Raw genomic sequence first — 19336 nt, forward strand, 5'->3', positions numbered from 1 at the left:
AATCTCCTCTCGCGCCGGTGACGAGGTTAGTACCGCCCCGCCACCACGACGAATCCACAGCCGCGCCCCGCCCCCGCACCGCCACCCGCGTCGATCAAGAGGTTCGCGTCCGGATCGGCCGCGAGTCCGGACGCGAACCTCTTGATCAACGCGGCTGCGGCCGGCTCCCGCGCTGGTCCGGGGGGAGCGGTGCGGCGTGGTGGGCGGCTGGGGACCGCGTACGCTTGGGCATCATGAGTGCCCCGTCGACGACGCCGCGCCCGGTCGCGGCCAATTCCGTGTGGCCCCGGCTGGAGCCGCTGCTGCCCCAGGTGACCAAGCCCATCCAGTACGTCGGCGGCGAGCTGGGCGCGGTGGTCAAGGACTGGGACGCGGCGACCGTCCGGTGGGCGCTGATGTACCCCGACGCGTACGAGGTGGGCCTGCCCAACCAGGGCGTGCAGATCCTCTACGAGGTGCTCAACGAGCTGCCCGACGTGCTGGCCGAGCGGACGTACGCGGTCTGGCCGGACCTGGAGAAGCTGATGCGCGCCCACGGCGTGCCGCAGTTCACCGTCGACGCGCACCGGGCGGTGCGCGACTTCGACGTGTTCGGCGTCTCCTTCTCCACCGAGCTGGGCTACACGAACCTGCTCACCGCGATCGACCTGGCCGGCATCCCGCTGCTGGCCGCCGACCGCACCGAGGCCGACCCGGTGATCGTGGCCGGCGGGCACGCCGCGTTCAACCCGGAGCCGATCGCCGACTTCGTCGACGCCGCCGTGCTGGGCGACGGCGAGGAGGCGGTGCTGGAGATCACCGCGATCGTCCGGGACTGGAAGGCCGAGGGCTGCCCGGGCGGCCGGGACGAGCTGCTGCTGCGGCTGGCCCGCACCGAGAGCATCTACGTGCCGCGCTTCTACGACGTGGACTACCTGCCGGACGGCCGGATCCAGCGGGTCGTGCCGAACCGTCCCGACGTGCCGTTCCGGGTGCACAAGCGCACGACCATGGACCTGGACGCGTGGCCGTACCCGAAGAAGCCCCTCGTGCCGCTGGCCGAGACGGTCCACGAGCGGTACGCGGTGGAGATCTTCCGCGGCTGCACCCGGGGCTGCCGGTTCTGCCAGGCCGGCATGATCACCCGCCCGGTGCGGGAGCGCTCGATCACGACGGTCGGCCAGATGGTGCAGCAGGGGCTGGAGTTCTCCGGCTTCCACGAGGTGGGGCTGCTGTCCCTGTCGTCGGCCGACCACTCCGAGATCGGTGACATGTGCTCCGGCCTCGCCGAGCAGTACGCGGGCACCAACGTCTCGCTGTCGCTGCCGTCGACCCGGGTGGACGCCTTCAACATCGACCTGGCCCAGGAGCTGTCCCGCAACGGGCGGCGGACCGGCCTGACCTTCGCCCCCGAGGGCGGGTCGGAGCGGATCCGCAAGGTCATCAACAAGATGGTGTCGAAGGAAGACCTGATCCGCACCGTCGTCACGGCGTACACCAACGGCTGGCGGCAGGTGAAGCTCTACTTCATGTGCGGCCTGCCCACCGAGACCGACGAGGATGTCCTCGAGATCGCGGACATGGCTCACGAGGTGATCAAGGCCGGCCGGGCGGCGACCGGGTCCAAGGACATCCGCTGCACCGTCTCGATCGGCGGCTTCGTGCCGAAGCCGCACACCCCGTTCCAGTGGGCCGCCATGGAGCGGCCGGAGGTCATCGACGGCCGGCTGCGGCTGCTCAAGCAGGCCATCAACAGCGACCGGTCGCTGGGCCGGGCCATCGGCTTCCGCTACCACGACGGCGAGCCGTCGCTGATCGAGGGCCTGCTGTCCCGGGGCGACCGCCGGGTCGGCGCGGTGATCCGCAAGGTTTGGGAGAACGGCGGCCGGTTCGACGGTTGGAGCGAGCACTTCTCCTACCAGCGCTGGGTGGACGCGGCGGCCGAGGTGCTGCCGTCCTTCGGGGTGGACCTGGACTGGTTCACCACCCGGGAGCGCGACGAGCTGGAGGTCCTGCCCTGGGACCACCTCGACTCCGGCCTGGACAAGGACTGGCTCTGGCAGGACTGGCAGGACTCCCTGACCGAGTACGAGCAGGACGACTGCCGCTGGACGCCCTGCTTCGACTGCGGCGTCTGCCCGTCCATGGACACCGAGATCCAGATCGGCCCGACCGGAAAGAAGCTGCTGTCGTTGACCCCGGTCAACGGGCTGAAGCTGCCCACCGGCGCCCAGCAGTAACGCCAGCGACGCACACCGGAGCGCGGGAGCCCCACAGGGCTCCCGCGCTCCGTCACATTCCGGGACTCGTCGCCCGTCGATGTCCAGCGCCGCGGGGTGGGGGTGCCTCGACTGGCCGTCACTCGATACGCTGCGTCCGTATTGGACCGGCCGGGGGCCGGCAGCGGGGAGGGCAGCAGCATGGGTGACATCAGGCCGCCGGACACCGGCGATCTGCACGTCAGCGTCGAGGACCTGGACGCCGCGGCGGAGTACGTCGAGCGCCTCAAGCAGTACGTCGACGACACCATCGGCTACGAGATGGAACGCATCAAGGAGCGGATGAAGGGCGACAGCAACAACGCGCAGACGGTGCCCAACGGCACGCCGTTCGGCGCGTACGAGGACGCCCGCATGCAGTGGCAGGCGCTGACGAAGTCGACGGCGAACATGGAGGGTCACCTCAAGGCGCTCTCCCTCAAGCTGGCCACCCTGAAGCAGGGCACCGAGGACATCGCCAAGGCGTTCCGGGACACCGAGGCCCGCAACGCCGCCAACGGCAAGGAGATCGAGCGGATGCTGGAGTCCGCCGCCCCGCCGCCGGCGACGGGCCAGCAGCCCACCTACCCGTACACGGCCTGAGGGGGAGAAGGTCATGGCTGGAGGAACCTGGGAGCGGTGCGTCCGCGAGGTGACGCTGTCGGCGGACCCGGAGACGGTCGGCTCGGTCGGTGTCGGGTGGAGCAGCCTCTCCACCGGCCTGGGCTACCTGCGCGACGCGCTCGTCGGGCGGTCCTTCGTCGGTCCGATAGCGCCCGGCCAGGAGCGTCCACACAGCGGCGGCCTGCCCGGCCTGCTCGCCGGCTGGAAGGGCAGCGGCGGCGACGCGTACCGCGAGCACCTGGGCGAGATCGGCAAGGAGATCGAGGAGCTGATCACCCACGCCAGCAACGTGAGCGGGGCGCTGTCGCGGATCGAGGGTGACATCCGCAAGTCGGTGGCGAGCATCCCGATCCCGCTGATGGACGACTTCGGCTGGAACGAGTGGAGCCTGCCCAACGGCACCGAGCTCGACGACGCCCGCGACGGCGAGAGCGCCTCGGGCTTCCTCGCCGCGCTGCGCAAGGACTACCAGAGCAACCCCGCCTCGTACGCCGACGGCGCGTTCCGCGACAAGGCCGACGACCTCGAGGCGACCATGAAGGTCGACGGCAACGCCGACGACAACAAGCGCGGCGGCTGGTGGGACACCAAGTCGCACCTGGACAACTGGTACCGGGACAACCAGCAGGCGGCCAACTCGGCCATGTCGCCGCTGCCCACCGCGGTGGAGACGGAGCGGCCCAAGCTGGTCGTGCCGCAGCCGAGGACCGAGTCCGACGACTACCGTCCCGACGACCGCAAGCCGCCGTCCGGCCTCCCGGGCGGGGGTGGCGGCATCGGTGGCGGTGGCGCGGGCGGCGGGTTCGGCGGCGGGCCCTCCCTCGGCAGCACCGGCGTGGGCGGCGGGGGCTCCTTCGGCGGCGGCGGTGGCGGATCACTGACGCCCCCGCCCACGACCGGCGGCCCGGACTTCGGCGGCGGGGGCGGGGCCGGCGGCGGCGCCGGCACCTACACCCCGCCGTCCACCGGCGCCGGCTACCCGGGCACCGGTGGCCACGACTACGGCAGCGGCCTCGCCGGCGCCGGCGGCCCCAGCACCATCGGCGGCGGCACCGGCGGTCTCGGTGGCGGCCTCAACTCCGCGGGGCTCGGCGGCGCCGGCGGCGGCTTCGGTGGTGGCGGGGCGGGCCTCGGCTCGGCCGGCGGCATCGGGGGCGGCGGTCTCGGCGCGGCCGGTGCGGTGGGCATGGGCGGCATCCCCGGCATGGTGGGTGGCGGCAACGGCAAGGTGCCCCCGATGACCAGCGCGGCCAGCGCGCTGCGCAACGCGGCCGGCGCGGGCGCGGGTGGCCCGCGCGGCGGCGCCGGCATGATGGGCGGCGGGATGGGCGGGCACGGCGGGGCCGGGCACGGCGGCAGCGGCAGCGAGCACTCGTCGTGGTTGACTGAGGACGACGATCCGTGGGGCAGCGGTGACGCCGCGTCCCCGGGCATCCTGCGCTGAGGACGGACGGATGAGGTTGCACGCGGGCGCGCTCCGACCGGCTGCGGCCGGCCTGCTGGCCGGGCTCATGGTGCTGGGGGTCGCCCAGCCGGCGGCCGCAGCGCCGCGACGGGCCGAGCAGTGGTACCTGGACGAGCTGCGGATCGACCAGGTGCACCGGCTCTCCACGGGGCGCGGGGTGACCGTCGCGGTGGTGGACAGCGGTGTCGACGCCACCCACCCGGAACTCGCCGGCCAGGTGCTCCCCGGTCGCCGCAGCTACGGCGCCGCCGGTGACGGGCGCTCCGACGTGGACGGCCACGGCACCCACATGGCCGGCATCATCGCGGCGCGCAACGCCGGGTCGGACGGGGTGACCGGCATCGCGCCGGGTGTGCGCATCCTGCCGATCAAGACGAAGCCGGGCGACGGGGAGATCAGCGAGGCGGCGTCCGCCCAGGGCATCCGGATGGCGGTCGACGGCGGCGCCAAGGTGATCAACCTGTCCTACGGCGCCGTGGGCGCGGCCTCCGCCGACGAGGAGTCCGCGATCAGGTACGCCCTGGACCGGGACGTGGTGGTGGTGGCCGCCGCGGGCAACACGGGCAAGGGCGAGGTCGACGTGACCAGCCCGGCCAACGTCCGCGGGGTGATCGCGGTGACGGGCACCACCCGGGGCGGGCGCTTCTGGTCGGGCTCGGCCCAGGGACCCGAGGCCGTGGTGGCCGCACCCGGCGACGCCATCTACAACGCCGGCCCGGACCACGGCTACGGCTGGGGTGACGGCACCTCCGACGCCACGGCGATCGTCTCCGGGGTGGCGGCGCTGATCCGCTCGAAGTATCCGGATCTCTCCGCCCCCAACGTGATCAACCGGATCATCCGCACCGCCCGGGACGCCGGCCCGCCCGGCCGGGACCCGCAGTTCGGCTTCGGCCGGATCGACGCCCTGGCGGCGCTGAGCGCCAAGGTGCCGGCGGTCGCGGCGAACCCGCTCCTGGAGCCGGCCGCGGCCAGCCCGGCCCCTCCGCAGGCCGCCGAGGACGACGACTTCGACGTCACCGAGCACGGCGACCGCGGCGGTCCCACGGACCAGCAGGTCTTGGTCATCGGCATCGGCATCGCGGTGGCGCTGGTGGTGCTGGTGGCGCTGGTGGTGTTCCTGATCTGGAACCGGCGCCGCTACCGGCGGGAGGCGGCCCGGGCCGCCGACGTACCGGACGAACTGCTCGACCAGGGCGCCGGGGGCGGTTACGGCACCCCGCCCGTCCCGGCCGGCTACCACGCCCCGCCGGGCGCGCCGGGTGGTCAGGCCCCGCCGGGCGCCAACCCGTACGCGCCGCCGCCCGGTCACGTCCCGCCCCCGCCGGGGTCCTACCCGCCACCGGGCGGGAACCGGTCCTGAACCGTGGTGGCCGGCCGAGTGACCTGCGTCACCGGCCGGCCACCGTCGTCTCCGGGTGGGGCGGGAATCCCCCGTCGACCGGTTCCGGCCGGTTCGTCCGCCCGCTCGCGCCGCCCCGGCTGCGGGCCGCGCCGGCCGCTGCGCCAGGATGGGACGGACACGCAGGTACAGCCGAGGAGCTCACGATCGCCAGAAAGCCTCAACCCGAGGGCGGCCAGGCGCCGGTCGTCCAGCGGGTCCGGATCCGGTACGCCAAGCGTGGACCGCTGCGGTTCACCTCGCACCGGGACTTCGCCCGGGCCTTCGAGCGTGCGCTGCGCCGGGCCGGCGTGCCGATCGCCTTCTCCCAGGGTTTCACCCCGCACCCGAAGATCTCGTACGCCTCCGCGGCGCCCACCGGCGTGGCCTCCGAGGCGGAGTACCTGGAGATCGGCCTGCGCGAGCCGGTCGACCCGGCCCAGCTGCGGGCGGCCCTCGACGCCGCCCTGTCGCCCGGGCTCGACGTCCTGGACGCGGTGGAGGCCACCGGTGGCAGCCTCGCCGACCGGATCGAGGCGTCCCGCTGGCGGATCGAGCTGCCCGAGGTCGACCCGGCCGTGCTGGAGCGGGCGGTGAGCGCGTTCACGGCCGCCGAGGAGATCCAGGTCGAGCGGATGACCAAGCAGGGCCGACGCACCTTCGACGCCCGTGCCGCGGTCATCGCCATCGATACGCTGCCGCCGTCCGAGACGCCTTCCGGGGCGACGGCCGTACCGTGTGCGATACTCGAACTGGTCGTGCGGCAGGTCACCCCGTCCGTACGACCCGATGACGTCCTTTCCGGCCTCCGCGTGGTGGCCGACCTGGAGCCGCCGGTCTCCCCGAGGGTGATCCGGCTGGCGCAGGGCACGCTGACCGCGCAGGGCGAGATCGTGGATCCGTTGGACGCGGATCGCGACGGGGCAGCCATCGGAGAGCGCTGACCGGACGGTCAGCGTTCTGGCAGGCAGACTTCGGCGGTCGCGCACCTGCGCGCCCGGCGGAAACACCTTTTGCGGCGACCCTGCGTGGCAGCGCTCACCCGCGCCCGGGGCAGCCAGAACTGGAGAACGTCCATGCTCGAGAACGAGCCCGAGGGCGGCGAACGGACCGGCGCAGAGCCGGCCGAGGCGACCGCCAGCAGCAGCACCGACAGCACCGCCGAGGTCAAGCCGCCGGCCCGCAAGCGGGCCAGCCGCCGCAAGGCCGCGCCGCTGAACCAGCCGGAGCAGACGGACGCGCCGGTGGAGGCGTCGACGGCGGCGACCGGCAGCGGCGAGTCGCCGCAGGCCGAGGTGTTCGCCCCGGTCGCCGGGGACCTGGAGGCCGCGCCGAAGACCCGGCGGCGGCGCAAGGCGACCCCCGCCAAGGCGGTCGAGGAGCCGGTGGCCGCGGCCGGCGCGGAGGCCGCCTCCGACGAGGTGGTGCCGCCGGTCAAGGTGACCCGTACCCGCCGCCGCAAGACCACCCCGCCGCCCGTCGAGACCCCGGCGGACGAGTCGCCGACCGAGGCGCCCGCCGAGGCCGCCGGGCCGGCGGTCGAGCCGCACGCGGTCGCCGAGCCGCAGGCCGACGTCGAGCCGCCCGCCGCGCCGGCGCCCGCCGAGGGCGAGCCGGAGGACGAGGACGCGGTCGGCGAGGACGCCGAGGACGAGCCGAGCGCCGACGAGACCCGCCTGGCCCGCGCCGGCGGTCCGGAGGACCGGACCGGTGAGGTGTCGCCGGGCGCCGCCGTGCCGGGCCCGGCCGAGGAGCCCGCCCCGACCACCCGCCGCCGTCGCGCCGCGCTCTCCGCGCCGACCGTCCTGTTCATGCCTCCCCAGCCCGAGGAGGCCCCGGTCGTCCGGGTCACCTACCCGGTCGCCGAGGAGCCGGTCGAGGAGCCGGTGGAGACCGGCCGGCGCCGCCGGCGCGGTCGCCGCGAGGCCGAGCCGGTCGAGGTCGAGGTCGAGGTCGAGGAGGAGCCGACCGCCGAGGCCGAGGAGATCGCCGAGGCGGAGGAGGACGAGGACGAGGCGGCCCTGCGTCGCCGCCGTCGTCGGGGCCGCCGGGGCCGGGGCCGCGGTCGGGGCGCCGAGGAGGCCGAGGACGAGGAGGCCGAGGAGGCCGTCCGGGCCGAGGCCGCCGAAGCCGAGGCCGAGGAGGCCGAGGACGAGGAGGAGGCCGAGGGTGAGGGCGAGGGGATGACCCGTCGTCGCCGTCGGCGCCGCCGCCGGGGCGCCGGTGAGGCGGAGACCGCCGCCGAGGACGGCGTGCCCACGGTCGTCAAGATCCGCGAGCCGCGCAAGGCCGTCGACGAGGTGCAGGGCGTCTCCGGCTCGACCCGGCTGGAGGCCAAGCGGCAGCGCCGCCGGGACGGCCGCGAGCAGCGGCGTACCCGCCCGCCGATCCTCAGCGAGTCGGAGTTCCTGGCCCGCCGGGAGGCGGTCGACCGGGTGATGGCCGTGCGCCAGCGGGGCGACCGGACCCAGATCGCGGTCCTCGAGGACGGCGTGCTGGTCGAGCACTACGTGACCCGCAACTCGTCCGGCACCATGGCCGGCAACGTCTACCTGGGCAAGGTGCAGAACGTCCTGCCCAGCATGGAGGCGGCCTTCGTCGACATCGGGCGCGGCCGCAACGCCGTCCTCTACGCCGGCGAGGTCAACTGGGACACCACCGGCCTGGAGGGCCGCGCCCGCTCGATCGAGCAGGCCCTCAGGTCCGGCGACTCGGTGCTGGTGCAGGTCACCAAGGACCCGATCGGGCACAAGGGCGCCCGGCTCACCAGCCACATCGCGCTCTCCGGCCGGCACCTGGTCTACGTGCCGAACGGCAACGCCTCCGGCATCAGCCGGAAGCTGCCGGACACCGAGCGCAAGCGGCTGCGGGACATCCTCAAGAAGCTGGTGCCGGACGGCGCCGGCGTGATCGTCCGGACGGCCGCCGAGGGCGCCAGCGAGGACGAGCTGGCCCGGGACGTCAAGCGCCTCCAGGCGCAGTGGGAGGAGATCCAGGCCAAGGCGGCCGAGGGTGGCGCCCCGGTGCTGCTCTACGAGGAGCCCGACCTGGTCATCCGGGTGGTCCGGGACCTGTTCAACGAGGACTTCCGCGAGCTGGTCATCGAGGGCGAGCCGGCGTACGACGTGGTCGAGTCCTACCTGTCGCACGTCTCGCCGGACCTGGTGGCGCGGCTGCGCCGGCACGCCGGCACCACGGACGTCTTCGCCGAGTACCGGATCGACGAGCAGATCCTCAAGGGGCTGGACCGGAAGGTCTTCCTCCCCTCCGGCGGGTCGCTGGTGATCGACCGGACCGAGGCCATGACCGTCATTGACGTCAACACCGGCAAGTACACCGGCTCCGGGGGCAACCTGGAGGAGACGGTCACCCGGAACAACCTGGAGGCGGCCGAGGAGATCGTGCGCCAGCTCCGGCTGCGCGACCTCGGCGGCATCGTGGTGATCGACTTCATCGACATGGTGCTGGAGTCGAACCGGGAGCTGGTGCTGCGCCGGCTCACCGAGTGCCTGGGCCGGGACCGCACCAAGCACCAGGTCACCGAGATCACCTCGCTCGGCCTGGTGCAGATGACCCGCAAGCGGATCGGCGCGGGCCTGCTGGAGGCGTTCAGCGAGACCTGCGAGTGCTGCAAGGGCCGGGGCGTGATCATCCACACCGAGCCGGTGCCGGAGAAGCCGCGCGGCGGCGCGGGGGAGAAGGTCAAGGCGGTCGCCTCGGCCGTCACCGCCCCCGCCGGCGAGGAGAAGGGCCGGCGCCGGGGCCGCAAGGCCGCCCCGGAGAAGCCCGCCGCGGAGGCCGCGGAGCAGCCCGCCCCGGCCGCGCCGGAGAAGGCCGTCGCCGAGGTGGTCGACAGCTCGGACGACGACTACTACGACACCCAGGGCTACGACCTGTCCCGGTTCGAGACCCAGACGGCGGCCGCCCCGGCGGTCACGGACAGCCAGGAGGGCGACTCGGCCCGGCTGGCCGCCGCGGACGACCCGGACGCCCTCGGCGACGGGGACGAGGAGGGCGCCGACACCGGCACCGCCCGCCGGCGGTCCCGGCGTGGCGGCGCCCGGCGGCGTACCCGGCCGTAGCCGCTGACCGCACGCGCGTTCGACAGGGCCCCTGCCCCGGCCACAGAGCCCGGGCGGGGGCCCTGTCGTCTCCGTCGACCCCACGAGGACCGGCTCACGGGTGGGCTCCGCCTCACCCCGCGCCGAACCGGTGGCCCGGTTTGGGTGGCGGGCCGGGTATGGCGTACGCTTGCCTGCGGCGCACTTTGGTGTGCCGAGTTCCCGCGTGCCCGCGCCGCCGGTGTCACGGCTCCCGGCGAGACGCCGTGGGAACGACCGACCGGCAACGGTGGGTAAAAACGCCAGCAGCCTCAACGACAGGGAGTCCGCCTCCGATGTACGCGATCGTCAAGACCGGCGGCAAGCAGTACAAGGTCGCCGAGGGCGACGTGATCGAGGTCGAGAAGCTCGCCGGTGCCCCCGGCGACGCGGTGAAGCTCACCGCGGTGCTCCTCGTCGACGGTGACGACCTGGTGACCGACGCGGCGAAGCTTGCCTCGGTCGCGGTGTCCGGCGAGATCGCCGCGCACACCAAGGGCCCGAAGATCCGGATCCACAAGTTCAAGAACAAGACCGGCTACCACAAGCGCCAGGGTCACCGCCAGCCGCTGACCCAGGTCAAGGTGACCGGCATCTCCAGCGGGAAGTAGGTCGTCCTCCAATGGCTCACAAAAAGGGTGCGTCCAGCTCGCGTAACGGTCGCGATTCCGCGGCCCAGCGGCTCGGCGTGAAGCGCTTCGGTGGTCAGGTCGTCAGCGCGGGTGAGATCCTCATCCGTCAGCGTGGCACCAAGTTCCACCCCGGTGACCTGGTCGGCCGTGGCGGCGACGACACGCTGTTCGCGCTGGCCGCCGGCTCGGTCCAGTTCGGCACCAAGCGTGGTCGCAAGACCGTCAGCATCGTGCCGCAGCAGTAATTCGCAGGCGTCGCGGGCCGTGGACCTCGGGTCCCGGCCCGCTTCGCTTTTTCAGGTGCGGGGTGGATCCCGCTGGAAGGATTGGCGTCGTGACGACGTTCGTTGACCGGGTCGTCCTGCACATGCAGGCCGGCGACGGCGGGCACGGCTGTGTCTCCATCCACCGGGAGAAGTTCAAGCCGTTCGGCGGCCCCGACGGCGGCAACGGCGGGCACGGCGGCAGCGTCTCGCTGGTCGTCGACCCGCAGGTGACCACGCTGCTCGACTTCCACTTCCGGCCGCACATGAAGGCCGAGAACGGCAAGGGCGGGGCCGGCTCGAACCGGGACGGGGCCAACGGCCACGACCTGATCATCAAGGTGCCGAACGGCACCGTGGTGCAGACCCTCGACGGCAAGGTGCTGGCCGACCTGGTCGGCGCGGGCACCACCTTCGAGGCGGCCCGGGGCGGGCGCGGCGGCCGGGGCAACGCCTCGCTGGCGAACGCCCGGCGCAAGGCCCCCGGCTTCGCCGAGCTGGGCGAGCCCGGCGACCGGCTCGACGTGGTGCTGGAGCTGAAGAGCGTCGCCGACGTCGGCCTGGTGGGTTTCCCCTCCGCCGGCAAGTCGTCCCTGATCTCGGTGATCTCCGCCGCCAAGCCGAAGATCGCCGACTACCCGTTCACCACGCTGGTGCCCAACCTGGGCGTGGTCCGGGTGGACAACCACACCTTCACGGTCGCCGACGTGCCGGGGCTGATCCCGGGCGCGGCCACCGGTCGGGGCCTGGGCCTGGAGTTCCTCCGCCACGTCGAGCGCTGCGCCGTGCTGGTGCACGTGGTCGACACGGCGACGCTGGAGCCGGGCCGGGACCCGCTCGCCGACATCGACGCCATCGAGTCCGAGCTGACCCAGTACGGCGGCCTGACCGACCGCCCCCGCCTGGTCGCGCTCAACAAGATCGACGTACCGGACGGTCGGGACCTCGCCGACATCGTCCGGCCCGACCTGGAGGCCCGCGGCTTCCGGGTGTTCGACGTCTCCACCGCCACCCGCGAAGGGCTGCGGGAGCTGATGTACGCCATGGCCGAGCTGGTCGACCAGGCCCGCCGGGCCGCGCCGCCGGCCGAGCCGACCCGGATCGTGATCCGGCCGAAGGCGGTCGACGACGCCGGCTTCACCATCGAGGCGGAGGAGGACGGCTCCTACACCGTCCGGGGCAGCCGTCCGGAGCGCTGGGTCAAGCAGACCAACTTCGACAACGACGAGGCGGTGGGCTTCCTGGCCGACCGGCTGGCCCGCCTCGGCGTCGAGGAGAAGCTGGCCAAGGCCGGCGCCCAGGCGGGCGACCTGGTCCGCATCGGTGACCGGGAGTTCGACTGGCAGCCCACCCTCTACGCCGGCGTCGACTTCGTCCCCGGCAACCGGGGCACCGACGTCCGGCTGGAGGACAAGTCGACCCGCGTCCCCGCCGCGGAGCGGCTGGCCGCCCGCAAGGCGCGCCGGATCCGTCCGGAGGACGAGGTGGCGGCCGCCCCGCAGGACGACGCCGACGACGAGGACTGGGAGTAGTTCCGCTCCGTCCGTGTTCGGGATGTTGGCCGGAAACCTCCGCGAAATCCGGCCGACCTACCGTGACGGAATGCTGATCGAATCCCGTCCCGCCACGGATCCGGAGATCGCCGCCCTGGTCGCCGCCCAGCAGCGCGAGCTGCGCGAGGCCGACGGCGGCCTGGACGGGCAGGCGACGATCACCCACGACGACATCCGCTACCTGGCGGTGGTCGACGGCGGGCGGGCGGTCGCCTGCGGCGGGCTCCAGGCCCTCGACGCCGACACCGGCGAGCTGAAGCGGATGTACGTCCGGCCGGCGTACCGGGGGCGGGGGATCGCCCGGCAGTTGCTGGCCGCCCTGGAGGAGTTGGCCTTCCGGCAGGGGCACACCACCGTCTGCCTGGAGACCGGCATCTACCTCCCGGCCGCCATCGGCCTCTACCGGTCCTGCGGCTACCGGCCCGTCCCGGTCTACGGGGAGTACGTCGACAACCCGTACAGCGTCTGCTTCGCCAAGCGCCTGCCGGTCGCCGCCTGAGCCGACGGCCTAGGCGCCGGTCTGGGCGTGCGCGGCGGTGACCGGCTTGGACTCGGGGCTGGCGTGCTGGCGCAGCACGATGCTGAGCAGGATCAGCACGCCCACGGCGAGGAACTCGCTCTGCCAGTTCTGCATGGACTGGAACCAGAAGTCGCTGGTGCCGAGGAACTGCCACGCGCTGATCGGGGCGGCGCCGCTCTGCAACGCCTGCTCCTCGTTGCACGCGGCCACGCCACCGAAGAGGTGGCCGAGGAACGCCCCACCGAAGATCATGAGCAGCGCGATGGAGAGGCTGTTCCGGTAGACCACTAGCGGCAGGCCACCGGCCCGCACCGGCCAGGGGGAGTCCGGGCCGGCGCGCCGCGGGTCGTCCTCGGGCCGGTCCGTCTGGTCCTCCGGCTTCGACTCGGCCGAGCCCCTCTGCACCAGGTACGCGGTGAGCAGCACGTAGCCACCCATCTGGAGGAACTCCGACTCCCAGTTCTCGAAGACCGCCTCCGCGAAGTGGCCGGTGCCCAGGTACGCCCACCAGCTCAGCGGCGCGGCCCCGTACTCGGCCAACTCCTCGTTGTGCACCTGCCAGCCGAACACGCTCTGCAACACCAGGAAGACCACGAACGCGCCGAGCATGGCGACCGTGAGCGCGTTCTCCCGCAACCACCGTGGCATCGCCGGACCTCCTCGTCCCGCCGGGATCACTCCCCGTGGTGGTCCTCCTGCCCCGGGCGGTGAGCGGGCAAACGCGTGCCCGGTGTGTCCCGGGCGATGCCGCCCGAACGGGTGACGGTGCTGTTCAGGGCCGGTCGAGAGGGCTGTCCGGCCGGCCGCCCGTGCCCACCTCGTTGTTGAGCAGCAGGCCCAGGGCGAGCATGCCGAAGCCGAGGAAGAGGTGCAGCCAGTTGTCGGCGTCGTTGAACGGCACGAAGTTCGCCGCGGTCTCCCGGCCGATGGCGAAGCCGTACAGCCAGAGGCCCAGGTAGGCCGCGCCGCCGCCGGCCAGGAACAGCCGCGCCCCGGCGATCCGGCGGGCCAGCACCAGGCCGGCCAGGCCGAAGAGCAGGTGCAGCAGGTTGTGCAGGATCGACACCTGGAACAGGCCGATCAGCTTGGCCTCGGAGTGGTGGCCGGCGAACTTCAGCTCGCCGTAGTGGGTGGTGAAGCCGGGCACGAAGCCGAGCACGCCGATCAGCACGAAGACGGCGGCCACCGCGAGGGCGACCTTCTGGATCGTCGGCCGGGGCCGGGCCGGGGCGCGTCCGCGCACGGCACGTGCCATCGCTGTCACCTCCGTGGAGCTCACCGCCGCCCGGGCGGGCAGACCCTCCATTGTGTGACCGGAGCGGGTCGCTCCCGCAGAGAAATGACGAATCAGGCATGGACCCGACGACCGGGGGTAGGGAATTCGACACGCCGACAGCAACGTCGGCGTGATCCCCCGAGCACAACCGCTACGAATTCCGAGCGGAAGGGACATCATGACCTACGATCTCTCATCCACGTCCGGCACGTACGAGTCGACCAACGGCGGCGGGGTCCGTGACCAGGCCCGCCAGGTCGGCAACGAGGCCGCCAACGCGGGCGGCGCGGTCGCCCAGACCGCCAAGGAGCAGGGCCAGGAGGTCGTCGGCGAGGCGAAGCGCCAGGCTCGCAACCTCTACGGCGAGGCCCGGACCCAGGTCACCGCCCAGACCAGCCAGCAGCAGCAGCGCGCGGCCAGCGGGCTTCGGTCGCTGGCCGAGGAGATGCGCTCGATGGCGCAGAACGGCGGCAGCGCGGGCCCGGTCACCGAGCTGGCCCACCAGGCCGCCGACCGGGTGCACGGCGTGGCCGGCTGGCTGGAGCAGCGCGAGCCGGGCGACCTGCTCAACGAGGTGAAGACCTACGCCCGCCGCAACCCGGGCACCTTCCTGCTGGGCGCCGCCCTCCTCGGCGTGGTCGCCGGCCGGCTGACCCGGAACATCGCGGCGATCGGCGACGGCGCCGACGGTGTCCGGCCGTCCTACGACCCGGACCGGACCGCGGTCATCCCGACCTCCCGGGCGGTGCCGGAGCAGGTGCCGCCGGGCGGCTACCTCGACCCGACCCCGGGCACGTACGCCGAGCCGGACCCGGGCTACTCCGCGCCGGGCGCGACCTACCCGGCCGGCGGCGCCCCGAACACCTGGGCCGACCCGGAGGGTGGCACCGGCCAGCCGCTGCCCCCGCCGAGCCGGACCGACCCCCTGCCGGGCGTGCCGTCGAGCGGCGTGAACCGTCCGTGAGCGGCCTGACCGGCAGAAGGGAGGCGACGGCATGAGCATGCCGACGCAGGGGTCCGGACTGGACTCCGGCTACCAGGCGGCGGGGGCGCCGCCCACCGCGGACGAGGTCCGGGGCAGCTCCATCGGTGAGCTGATGCGCCAGGTCACCACCGACCTCTCGACGCTGATGCGCCAGGAGGTCGAGCTGGCCAAGGCCGAGATCCGCCAGGAGGGCAAGAAGGCGGGCAAGGCCGCCGGGCTCTTCGGCGGCGCCGGCTTCGGCGGCTACATGGTGGCGCTCTTCGTCTCCATCGCGCTGTGGCAGTTCCTGGACAACGTGATGGATTCGGGCCTGGCCGCGCTGATCGTGGCCGTGATCTGGGCCGTCGTCGCCGGGGTCCTCTACTCGATGGCGAAGAAGAACGCCGAGCGGATCCGCGGCCTCAAGCAGACCAACGACAGCGTGCAGCGCATCCCCGACGCGCTCAAGCCGCACCCGGAGGGAGTCACCCGATGAGCACCGACCCCGACCAGATCCGCCGGGAGATCGAAGCCACTCGCACCAACCTGAGCTCGGACGTGGACGCCCTGGCGTACAAGGTCAGCCCGAGCCGCATCGTCGACGACCGCAAGCAGCGCGTCCGCAGCGCGCTGACGAATGTGAAGGACAAGGTGATGGGAAGCGCATCGGACCTCGGCCACAGCACCGGCCACGCCGCCCACTCGGTGGGCGACCACGCCTCCTCGGCGGCGTCCACGGTCGGCGACAAGGCGCACGCCGCCGCCTCGACCGTCGGTGACGCCGCCCAGCGGGCGCCGCAGGTGCTGCGGGAGAAGTCCGAGGGCAACCCGATCGCCGCCGGCGTGATTGCCTTCGGCGTCGGCATGCTGGTCTCTTCGCTGATCCCGGCCACCCGCCGCGAACAGCAGGTCGCCGCGCAGGTCAAGGAGAAGGCCGCCGAGCACGGCGGCGTGGTCAAGGAGAAGCTGAGCGAGGTCGCCGGCGAGCTGAAGGAGGAGCTGCGCGAGCCGGCGCAGCACGCCACCGAGTCGGTGAAGGCCACCGCGCAGGACGCCGTGCACGCGGTCAAGGACGACACGAGGACCGCCGCGCAGGACGTCAAGGACACCGCCCAGCAGTCCCGCGATCAGGTGCGGTACTGACCAGGGCATCCGTACGCCGCAGCTCGCGGCCACTCCCGGCAGCACGGGGAGTGGCCGCGAGCTGTTCGCGTCCGGGGTGACGCTCAGCGGACCAGCCGGTCCGTCCGGGCCGGGGCCGGCGCGGCGCCGGTCTCCACCCAGAGCACCAGGTCGTCGGGGCGGCGTCCGGCCAGCCGCCGGCGCAACGCCCGGGTGGGGTTCGCGACCGGGCGGGCGTCCGCGCCGGGCCCGCCGTCGCGCAGCCGCCGGCCGACGGCGAGCCAGGCGCAGACGCCGCGTTCGAGCAGCCAGACCGGCGCCGCGAGCGCGGTGTGCGCCGGGAAGACCCGGGCGCCGCCGGCCCGCCGCCGGCCCAGCTCCGCCACGGCCACCGTGGCCACCCCGGCCCGCAGCAGCAGCCCGGGCCGGCGGGCGGCGAGCGCGGCCGCCGCGGCCGGCAGCACCGCCAGCGCGGCCACCAGCCACCCGGGTCGGGCCAGGTCGTCGTACGCCTGCCGGACCCGCTGCCGGCGGAACCGCGCGGCGGTGGGCGGGCGCCGGCGCACGTACAGCCAGGCGGGAGCCGCCGTGGCGGCGCCGTACGCGCGGACCGTCCGGACCAGCTCCAGGCTCCCGAAGAGCACGTCCGGGTCGTAGCCGCCCATGGCCAGGAAGGTGCTCCGGCGCACCGCGAGGCTGCCCGGCCGGTCCCCGCCGAGCGCCCGGTGCAGCAGCATCCGGCCGGTGTCCCACCAGGCCGGCCAGGGCAACGGGTCGAAGTGGTGCTGCGGCCGGACGAGGTCCACCCGGTCGAGCAGCCCGTGCACGGCACGCAGCGCCGCGCCGTCGTACCGGACGTCGGCGCCGGCGATCACCACGTGCTCGTGGCGGGCCAGGGCGACCCCGGTCAGCACGCCGAGCGCCGTGCCGTTGCGCCCGTGCAGCGCGGGATCGGGCGGGACGTGCCGGACCAGGCCGCGCCAGGCGGCGGCGTGCCGGGCGAACAGCTCCGGCGGCGACCCGTCGACAACGATCACGTCCACCGACCGGCTCAGCTCGCGCAGGTAGCCGGTCAGCTCGGCGAGGTCGGTGTCGCCGGCCGCGGGCAGCGGCAGGACGTACGCCAGCGGGAGCCGGCCCGGCGCGGGCGCCGTGCCGGGGTCGGGCGGGACGAACGGCGCGTCGTCGGCGGCCGGGATGCGCCGGCCGTACTCCTCGCGGTCAAAGGCCACGCGAACCCCTCTCCGGTCTGGCAGGGTGGCCGGCAGCGTGCCCGAAATTTCGGTGATCAAACCGTTTTGCCGTTTCGACCCTGTCGGGCCGGGTAGCGCTGCGGGATGCGGGCGGTCCGAGACGACCCGGTGGAGGAGACGTGATGAGCAGCAACGCGACGAGGTGGGCGCTGGCGGGCGCCGCCACGATGACCGCGCTCGGGGTCGGCCGGGTGGTGGCCCGGCGCCGGCGCCGGCACCAACCCGACCGGGCGGACGGCTGGTACGTCGTCCACCGGGGGATCACCGTGGACCGGCCGATGCCGGCGGTGATCGGCTTCTGGACCGACCGGGAACGGCTGGACCGGGGGCTCGCCGAGTGGGCGACCCTGGAGCAGGTCGACGACAACCGCTGGCGCTGCGTGGCGAGCGACCCGGCCGGCGGGGGCACCGAGTGGCGGGCCGAGATCACCGTCGACGGCCCGGGCCGGCTGAGCTGGCGGGTCACCGACGGACCGGTGGCCCAGGAGGGGCGGGTCGAGCTGGCGCCCGCGCCGCAGGACCGGGGCACCGAGATCCGCGCCGAGCTGCGCTGGCGGTCCGGCCCGATCCGCCGGGCGCTCGGCCTGGCCGCCGGGGACGACCCGGACCTCGCGCTGCGCAGCGGCCTGCGGCGGATCAAATCGCTGATCGAGACCGGGCAGGTGCTGGACACCCGGCACGACCCGTCGGGTCGCAACCCGAAGCAGGAGGAGGCGACCGACCGGATCCGGGAGAAGCTGATGGCGGGAGGGCGGCCGTGAGGGCGCTGTGCTGGGAGGGCGTCGGCCGGCTGGCCGTGCGCGACGTGCCGGAGCCGACCATCCGGTCGGCCGGCGACATCATCGTCAAGGTGCGGGCCAGCAGCGTCTGCGGCTCCGACCTGCACCTCATCAACGGCTACCTGCCGGCGATGCGCGAGGGTGACATCCTCGGCCACGAGTTCATGGGCGAGGTGGTGGAGGCCGGCCCCGACGTGCAGCGGATCAAGGTCGGCGACCGCGTCGTGGTGGGCTCGGTGGTGGCCTGCGGCGGCTGCTGGTACTGCCGCACCGAGCAGTACTCGCTCTGCGACAACTCCAACCCGCAGCCGGTCTTCACCGAGAAGCTCTGGGGTCACTCGCCGGCCGGCATCCTCGGCTACTCGCACGCGGCCGGGGGCTACTCCGGCAGCCACGCCGAGTACATCCGGGTGCCGTTCGGCGACGTCGGCGCGTTCACCGTGCCCGACGGGGTGCCCGACGATTCGGTGGTGTTCGCCTCCGACGCCATGCCGACCGGCTGGATGGCGGCCGATTTCTGCGGCCTCAAGGGCGGCGAGGTGGTCGCCGTCTGGGGCGCCGGCGGGGTGGGGCAGATGGCCGCCCGGTCCGCGCAGATCCTCGGCGCCGAGCGGGTCGTCGTCATCGACCGGCTGCCGGAACGGCTGGCCACTGCGACGCAGCGGCTCGGCGTGGAGACGATCAACTACGCCGAGACCGACGTGCTGGAGGCGCTGCGCGAGATGACCGCCGGGCGCGGGCCGGACGCCTGCATCGAGGCGGTCGGCATGGAGTCGCACGACGTCGGGCCGACCTACGCGTACGACAAGGCGAAGCAGACGGCCCGGCTCCAGAGCGACCGGCCGACCTCGGTCCGACAGGCCATCATGGCGTGCCGCAAGGGCGGCACGGTGAGCATCGTCGGGGTGTACGGCGGCCTGGTCGACAAGTTCCCGCTCGGCGCGGCCATGAACAAGGCGCTGGTGCTGCGGATGGGGCAGATGCACGCCCAGCGCTACATCCCGATGCTGCTGGACCGGGTCGCCATCGGCGAGATCGACCCCGGCTACCTGGCCACCCACCCGATGTCGCTTGAGGAGGGCGCCCGCGGCTACGAGATCTTCCAGAAGAAGGAGGACGGCTGCCTGCGTACCGTGCTGCACCCGCAGGCGGCCTGACCGGCGCGGC

At 73.7% G+C, this 19336-nt stretch carries 18 protein-coding genes; 15 read left to right on the forward strand and 3 right to left on the reverse strand.

Annotated features, from left to right (window positions below):
* Positions 1-233 precede the first annotated feature (233 nt).
* The 10 genes from NLX85_RS20495 to NLX85_RS20545 all read left to right on the forward strand — a co-directional run bounded on the left by NLX85_RS20495 (position 234) and on the right by NLX85_RS20545 (position 12754).
* On the forward strand, positions 234-2219 hold the full coding sequence (locus NLX85_RS20495) for a TIGR03960 family B12-binding radical SAM protein (protein ID WP_254337550.1): 1986 nt from the start codon (positions 234-236) through the stop codon (positions 2217-2219).
* 180 nt (positions 2220-2399) lie between these two features.
* The gene (locus NLX85_RS20500) at positions 2400-2840 is read left to right on the forward strand and encodes a hypothetical protein (RefSeq protein WP_254337552.1); all 441 of its coding nucleotides are present in this window, start codon (positions 2400-2402) and stop codon (positions 2838-2840) included.
* Between the two features lie 13 nt (positions 2841-2853).
* Positions 2854-4305, forward strand: coding sequence for a hypothetical protein (locus tag NLX85_RS20505; protein ID WP_254337553.1), 1452 nt, complete (start codon positions 2854-2856; stop codon positions 4303-4305).
* A 10-nt stretch (positions 4306-4315) separates the two neighbouring features.
* Positions 4316-5689 carry a type VII secretion-associated serine protease mycosin gene (mycP, locus tag NLX85_RS20510; RefSeq protein ID WP_305885052.1) on the forward strand — a complete coding sequence of 458 codons (1374 nt, stop codon included), beginning with the start codon at positions 4316-4318 and terminating at the stop codon, positions 5687-5689.
* A gap of 242 nt (positions 5690-5931) precedes the next feature.
* Entirely contained in the window at positions 5932-6651 is a 720-nt protein-coding gene (locus NLX85_RS20520; protein ID WP_308210795.1) for a TIGR03936 family radical SAM-associated protein, read from the forward strand.
* 132 nt (positions 6652-6783) lie between these two features.
* Positions 6784-9789 (forward strand): Rne/Rng family ribonuclease, encoded by a 3006-nt coding sequence (locus NLX85_RS20525; protein ID WP_254337554.1) that lies wholly within the window; start codon positions 6784-6786, stop codon positions 9787-9789.
* Positions 9790-10103: 314 nt separating this feature from the next.
* Entirely contained in the window at positions 10104-10418 is a 315-nt protein-coding gene (rplU, locus tag NLX85_RS20530) for a 50S ribosomal protein L21 (RefSeq protein WP_088960746.1), read from the forward strand.
* An 11-nt stretch (positions 10419-10429) separates the two neighbouring features.
* Entirely contained in the window at positions 10430-10684 is a 255-nt protein-coding gene (rpmA, locus tag NLX85_RS20535) for a 50S ribosomal protein L27 (protein ID WP_013288010.1), read from the forward strand.
* 89 nt (positions 10685-10773) lie between these two features.
* Positions 10774-12234 (forward strand): GTPase ObgE, encoded by a 1461-nt coding sequence (obgE, locus tag NLX85_RS20540; RefSeq protein ID WP_254337556.1) that lies wholly within the window; start codon positions 10774-10776, stop codon positions 12232-12234.
* A 70-nt stretch (positions 12235-12304) separates the two neighbouring features.
* Positions 12305-12754, forward strand: coding sequence for a GNAT family N-acetyltransferase (locus tag NLX85_RS20545; protein ID WP_254337558.1), 450 nt, complete (start codon positions 12305-12307; stop codon positions 12752-12754).
* A gap of 9 nt (positions 12755-12763) precedes the next feature.
* Here the strand turns inward: NLX85_RS20545 and NLX85_RS20550 are convergent, their stop codons facing one another.
* On the reverse strand, positions 12764-13423 hold the full coding sequence (locus tag NLX85_RS20550; RefSeq protein WP_254337560.1) for a DUF6766 family protein: 660 nt from the start codon (positions 13421-13423) through the stop codon (positions 12764-12766).
* 124 nt (positions 13424-13547) lie between these two features.
* Positions 13548-14030: a DUF4383 domain-containing protein gene (locus tag NLX85_RS20555; RefSeq protein ID WP_254337561.1), complete on the reverse strand. Its 483-nt coding sequence runs from the start codon at positions 14028-14030 to the stop codon at positions 13548-13550.
* A 199-nt stretch (positions 14031-14229) separates the two neighbouring features.
* On the opposite strand from NLX85_RS20555, the gene NLX85_RS20560 reads away from it, so the two are divergent.
* Genes NLX85_RS20560 through NLX85_RS20570 form a run of 3 tightly spaced genes read left to right on the forward strand, consistent with a single transcriptional unit; the run spans position 14230 to position 16158 of the window.
* Positions 14230-15015 (forward strand): hypothetical protein, encoded by a 786-nt coding sequence (locus tag NLX85_RS20560; RefSeq protein WP_254337563.1) that lies wholly within the window; start codon positions 14230-14232, stop codon positions 15013-15015.
* A 31-nt stretch (positions 15016-15046) separates the two neighbouring features.
* Positions 15047-15511 carry a phage holin family protein gene (locus NLX85_RS20565; RefSeq protein ID WP_254337565.1) on the forward strand — a complete coding sequence of 155 codons (465 nt, stop codon included), beginning with the start codon at positions 15047-15049 and terminating at the stop codon, positions 15509-15511.
* Positions 15508-16158, forward strand: coding sequence for a DUF3618 domain-containing protein (locus tag NLX85_RS20570; protein ID WP_254337567.1), 651 nt, complete (start codon positions 15508-15510; stop codon positions 16156-16158). The genes NLX85_RS20565 and NLX85_RS20570 overlap by 4 nt, the downstream gene beginning before the upstream one ends.
* Before the next feature lie 83 nt (positions 16159-16241).
* On the opposite strand, the gene NLX85_RS20575 is transcribed toward NLX85_RS20570, so the two are convergent.
* Positions 16242-17369 (reverse strand): glycosyltransferase family 2 protein, encoded by a 1128-nt coding sequence (locus tag NLX85_RS20575; protein ID WP_254337569.1) that lies wholly within the window; start codon positions 17367-17369, stop codon positions 16242-16244.
* 143 nt (positions 17370-17512) lie between these two features.
* On the opposite strand from NLX85_RS20575, the gene NLX85_RS20580 reads away from it, so the two are divergent.
* Positions 17513-18151: a cyclase gene (locus NLX85_RS20580; protein WP_254337571.1), complete on the forward strand. Its 639-nt coding sequence runs from the start codon at positions 17513-17515 to the stop codon at positions 18149-18151.
* On the forward strand, positions 18148-19326 hold the full coding sequence (locus tag NLX85_RS20585) for a zinc-dependent alcohol dehydrogenase (protein ID WP_254337573.1): 1179 nt from the start codon (positions 18148-18150) through the stop codon (positions 19324-19326). The genes NLX85_RS20580 and NLX85_RS20585 overlap by 4 nt, the downstream gene beginning before the upstream one ends.
* The last annotated feature ends 10 nt before the right edge of the window (positions 19327-19336 follow it).

The organism is Micromonospora sp. A3M-1-15, from assembly GCF_024213425.1.
Lineage (GTDB): Bacteria > Actinomycetota > Actinomycetes > Mycobacteriales > Micromonosporaceae > Micromonospora > Micromonospora chersina.

Excerpts from the sequence above, each read along its gene's own strand:
- NLX85_RS20495 (WP_254337550.1), top strand. The coding sequence starts at position 234 with ATGAGTGCCCCGTCGACGACGCCGCGCCCGGTCGCGGCCAATTCCGTG.
- NLX85_RS20500 (WP_254337552.1), top strand. The coding sequence starts at position 2,400 with ATGGGTGACATCAGGCCGCCGGACACCGGCGATCTGCACGTCAGCGTC.
- NLX85_RS20505 (WP_254337553.1), top strand. The coding sequence starts at position 2,854 with ATGGCTGGAGGAACCTGGGAGCGGTGCGTCCGCGAGGTGACGCTGTCG.
- mycP (WP_305885052.1), top strand. The coding sequence starts at position 4,316 with ATGAGGTTGCACGCGGGCGCGCTCCGACCGGCTGCGGCCGGCCTGCTG.
- NLX85_RS20525 (WP_254337554.1), top strand. The coding sequence starts at position 6,784 with ATGCTCGAGAACGAGCCCGAGGGCGGCGAACGGACCGGCGCAGAGCCG.
- rplU (WP_088960746.1), top strand. The coding sequence starts at position 10,104 with ATGTACGCGATCGTCAAGACCGGCGGCAAGCAGTACAAGGTCGCCGAG.
- rpmA (WP_013288010.1), top strand. The coding sequence starts at position 10,430 with ATGGCTCACAAAAAGGGTGCGTCCAGCTCGCGTAACGGTCGCGATTCC.
- NLX85_RS20545 (WP_254337558.1), top strand. The coding sequence starts at position 12,305 with ATGCTGATCGAATCCCGTCCCGCCACGGATCCGGAGATCGCCGCCCTG.
- NLX85_RS20550 (WP_254337560.1), bottom strand. The coding sequence starts at position 13,423 with ATGCCACGGTGGTTGCGGGAGAACGCGCTCACGGTCGCCATGCTCGGC.
- NLX85_RS20555 (WP_254337561.1), bottom strand. The coding sequence starts at position 14,030 with ATGGCACGTGCCGTGCGCGGACGCGCCCCGGCCCGGCCCCGGCCGACG.
- NLX85_RS20560 (WP_254337563.1), top strand. The coding sequence starts at position 14,230 with ATGACCTACGATCTCTCATCCACGTCCGGCACGTACGAGTCGACCAAC.
- NLX85_RS20565 (WP_254337565.1), top strand. The coding sequence starts at position 15,047 with ATGAGCATGCCGACGCAGGGGTCCGGACTGGACTCCGGCTACCAGGCG.
- NLX85_RS20570 (WP_254337567.1), top strand. The coding sequence starts at position 15,508 with ATGAGCACCGACCCCGACCAGATCCGCCGGGAGATCGAAGCCACTCGC.
- NLX85_RS20580 (WP_254337571.1), top strand. The coding sequence starts at position 17,513 with ATGAGCAGCAACGCGACGAGGTGGGCGCTGGCGGGCGCCGCCACGATG.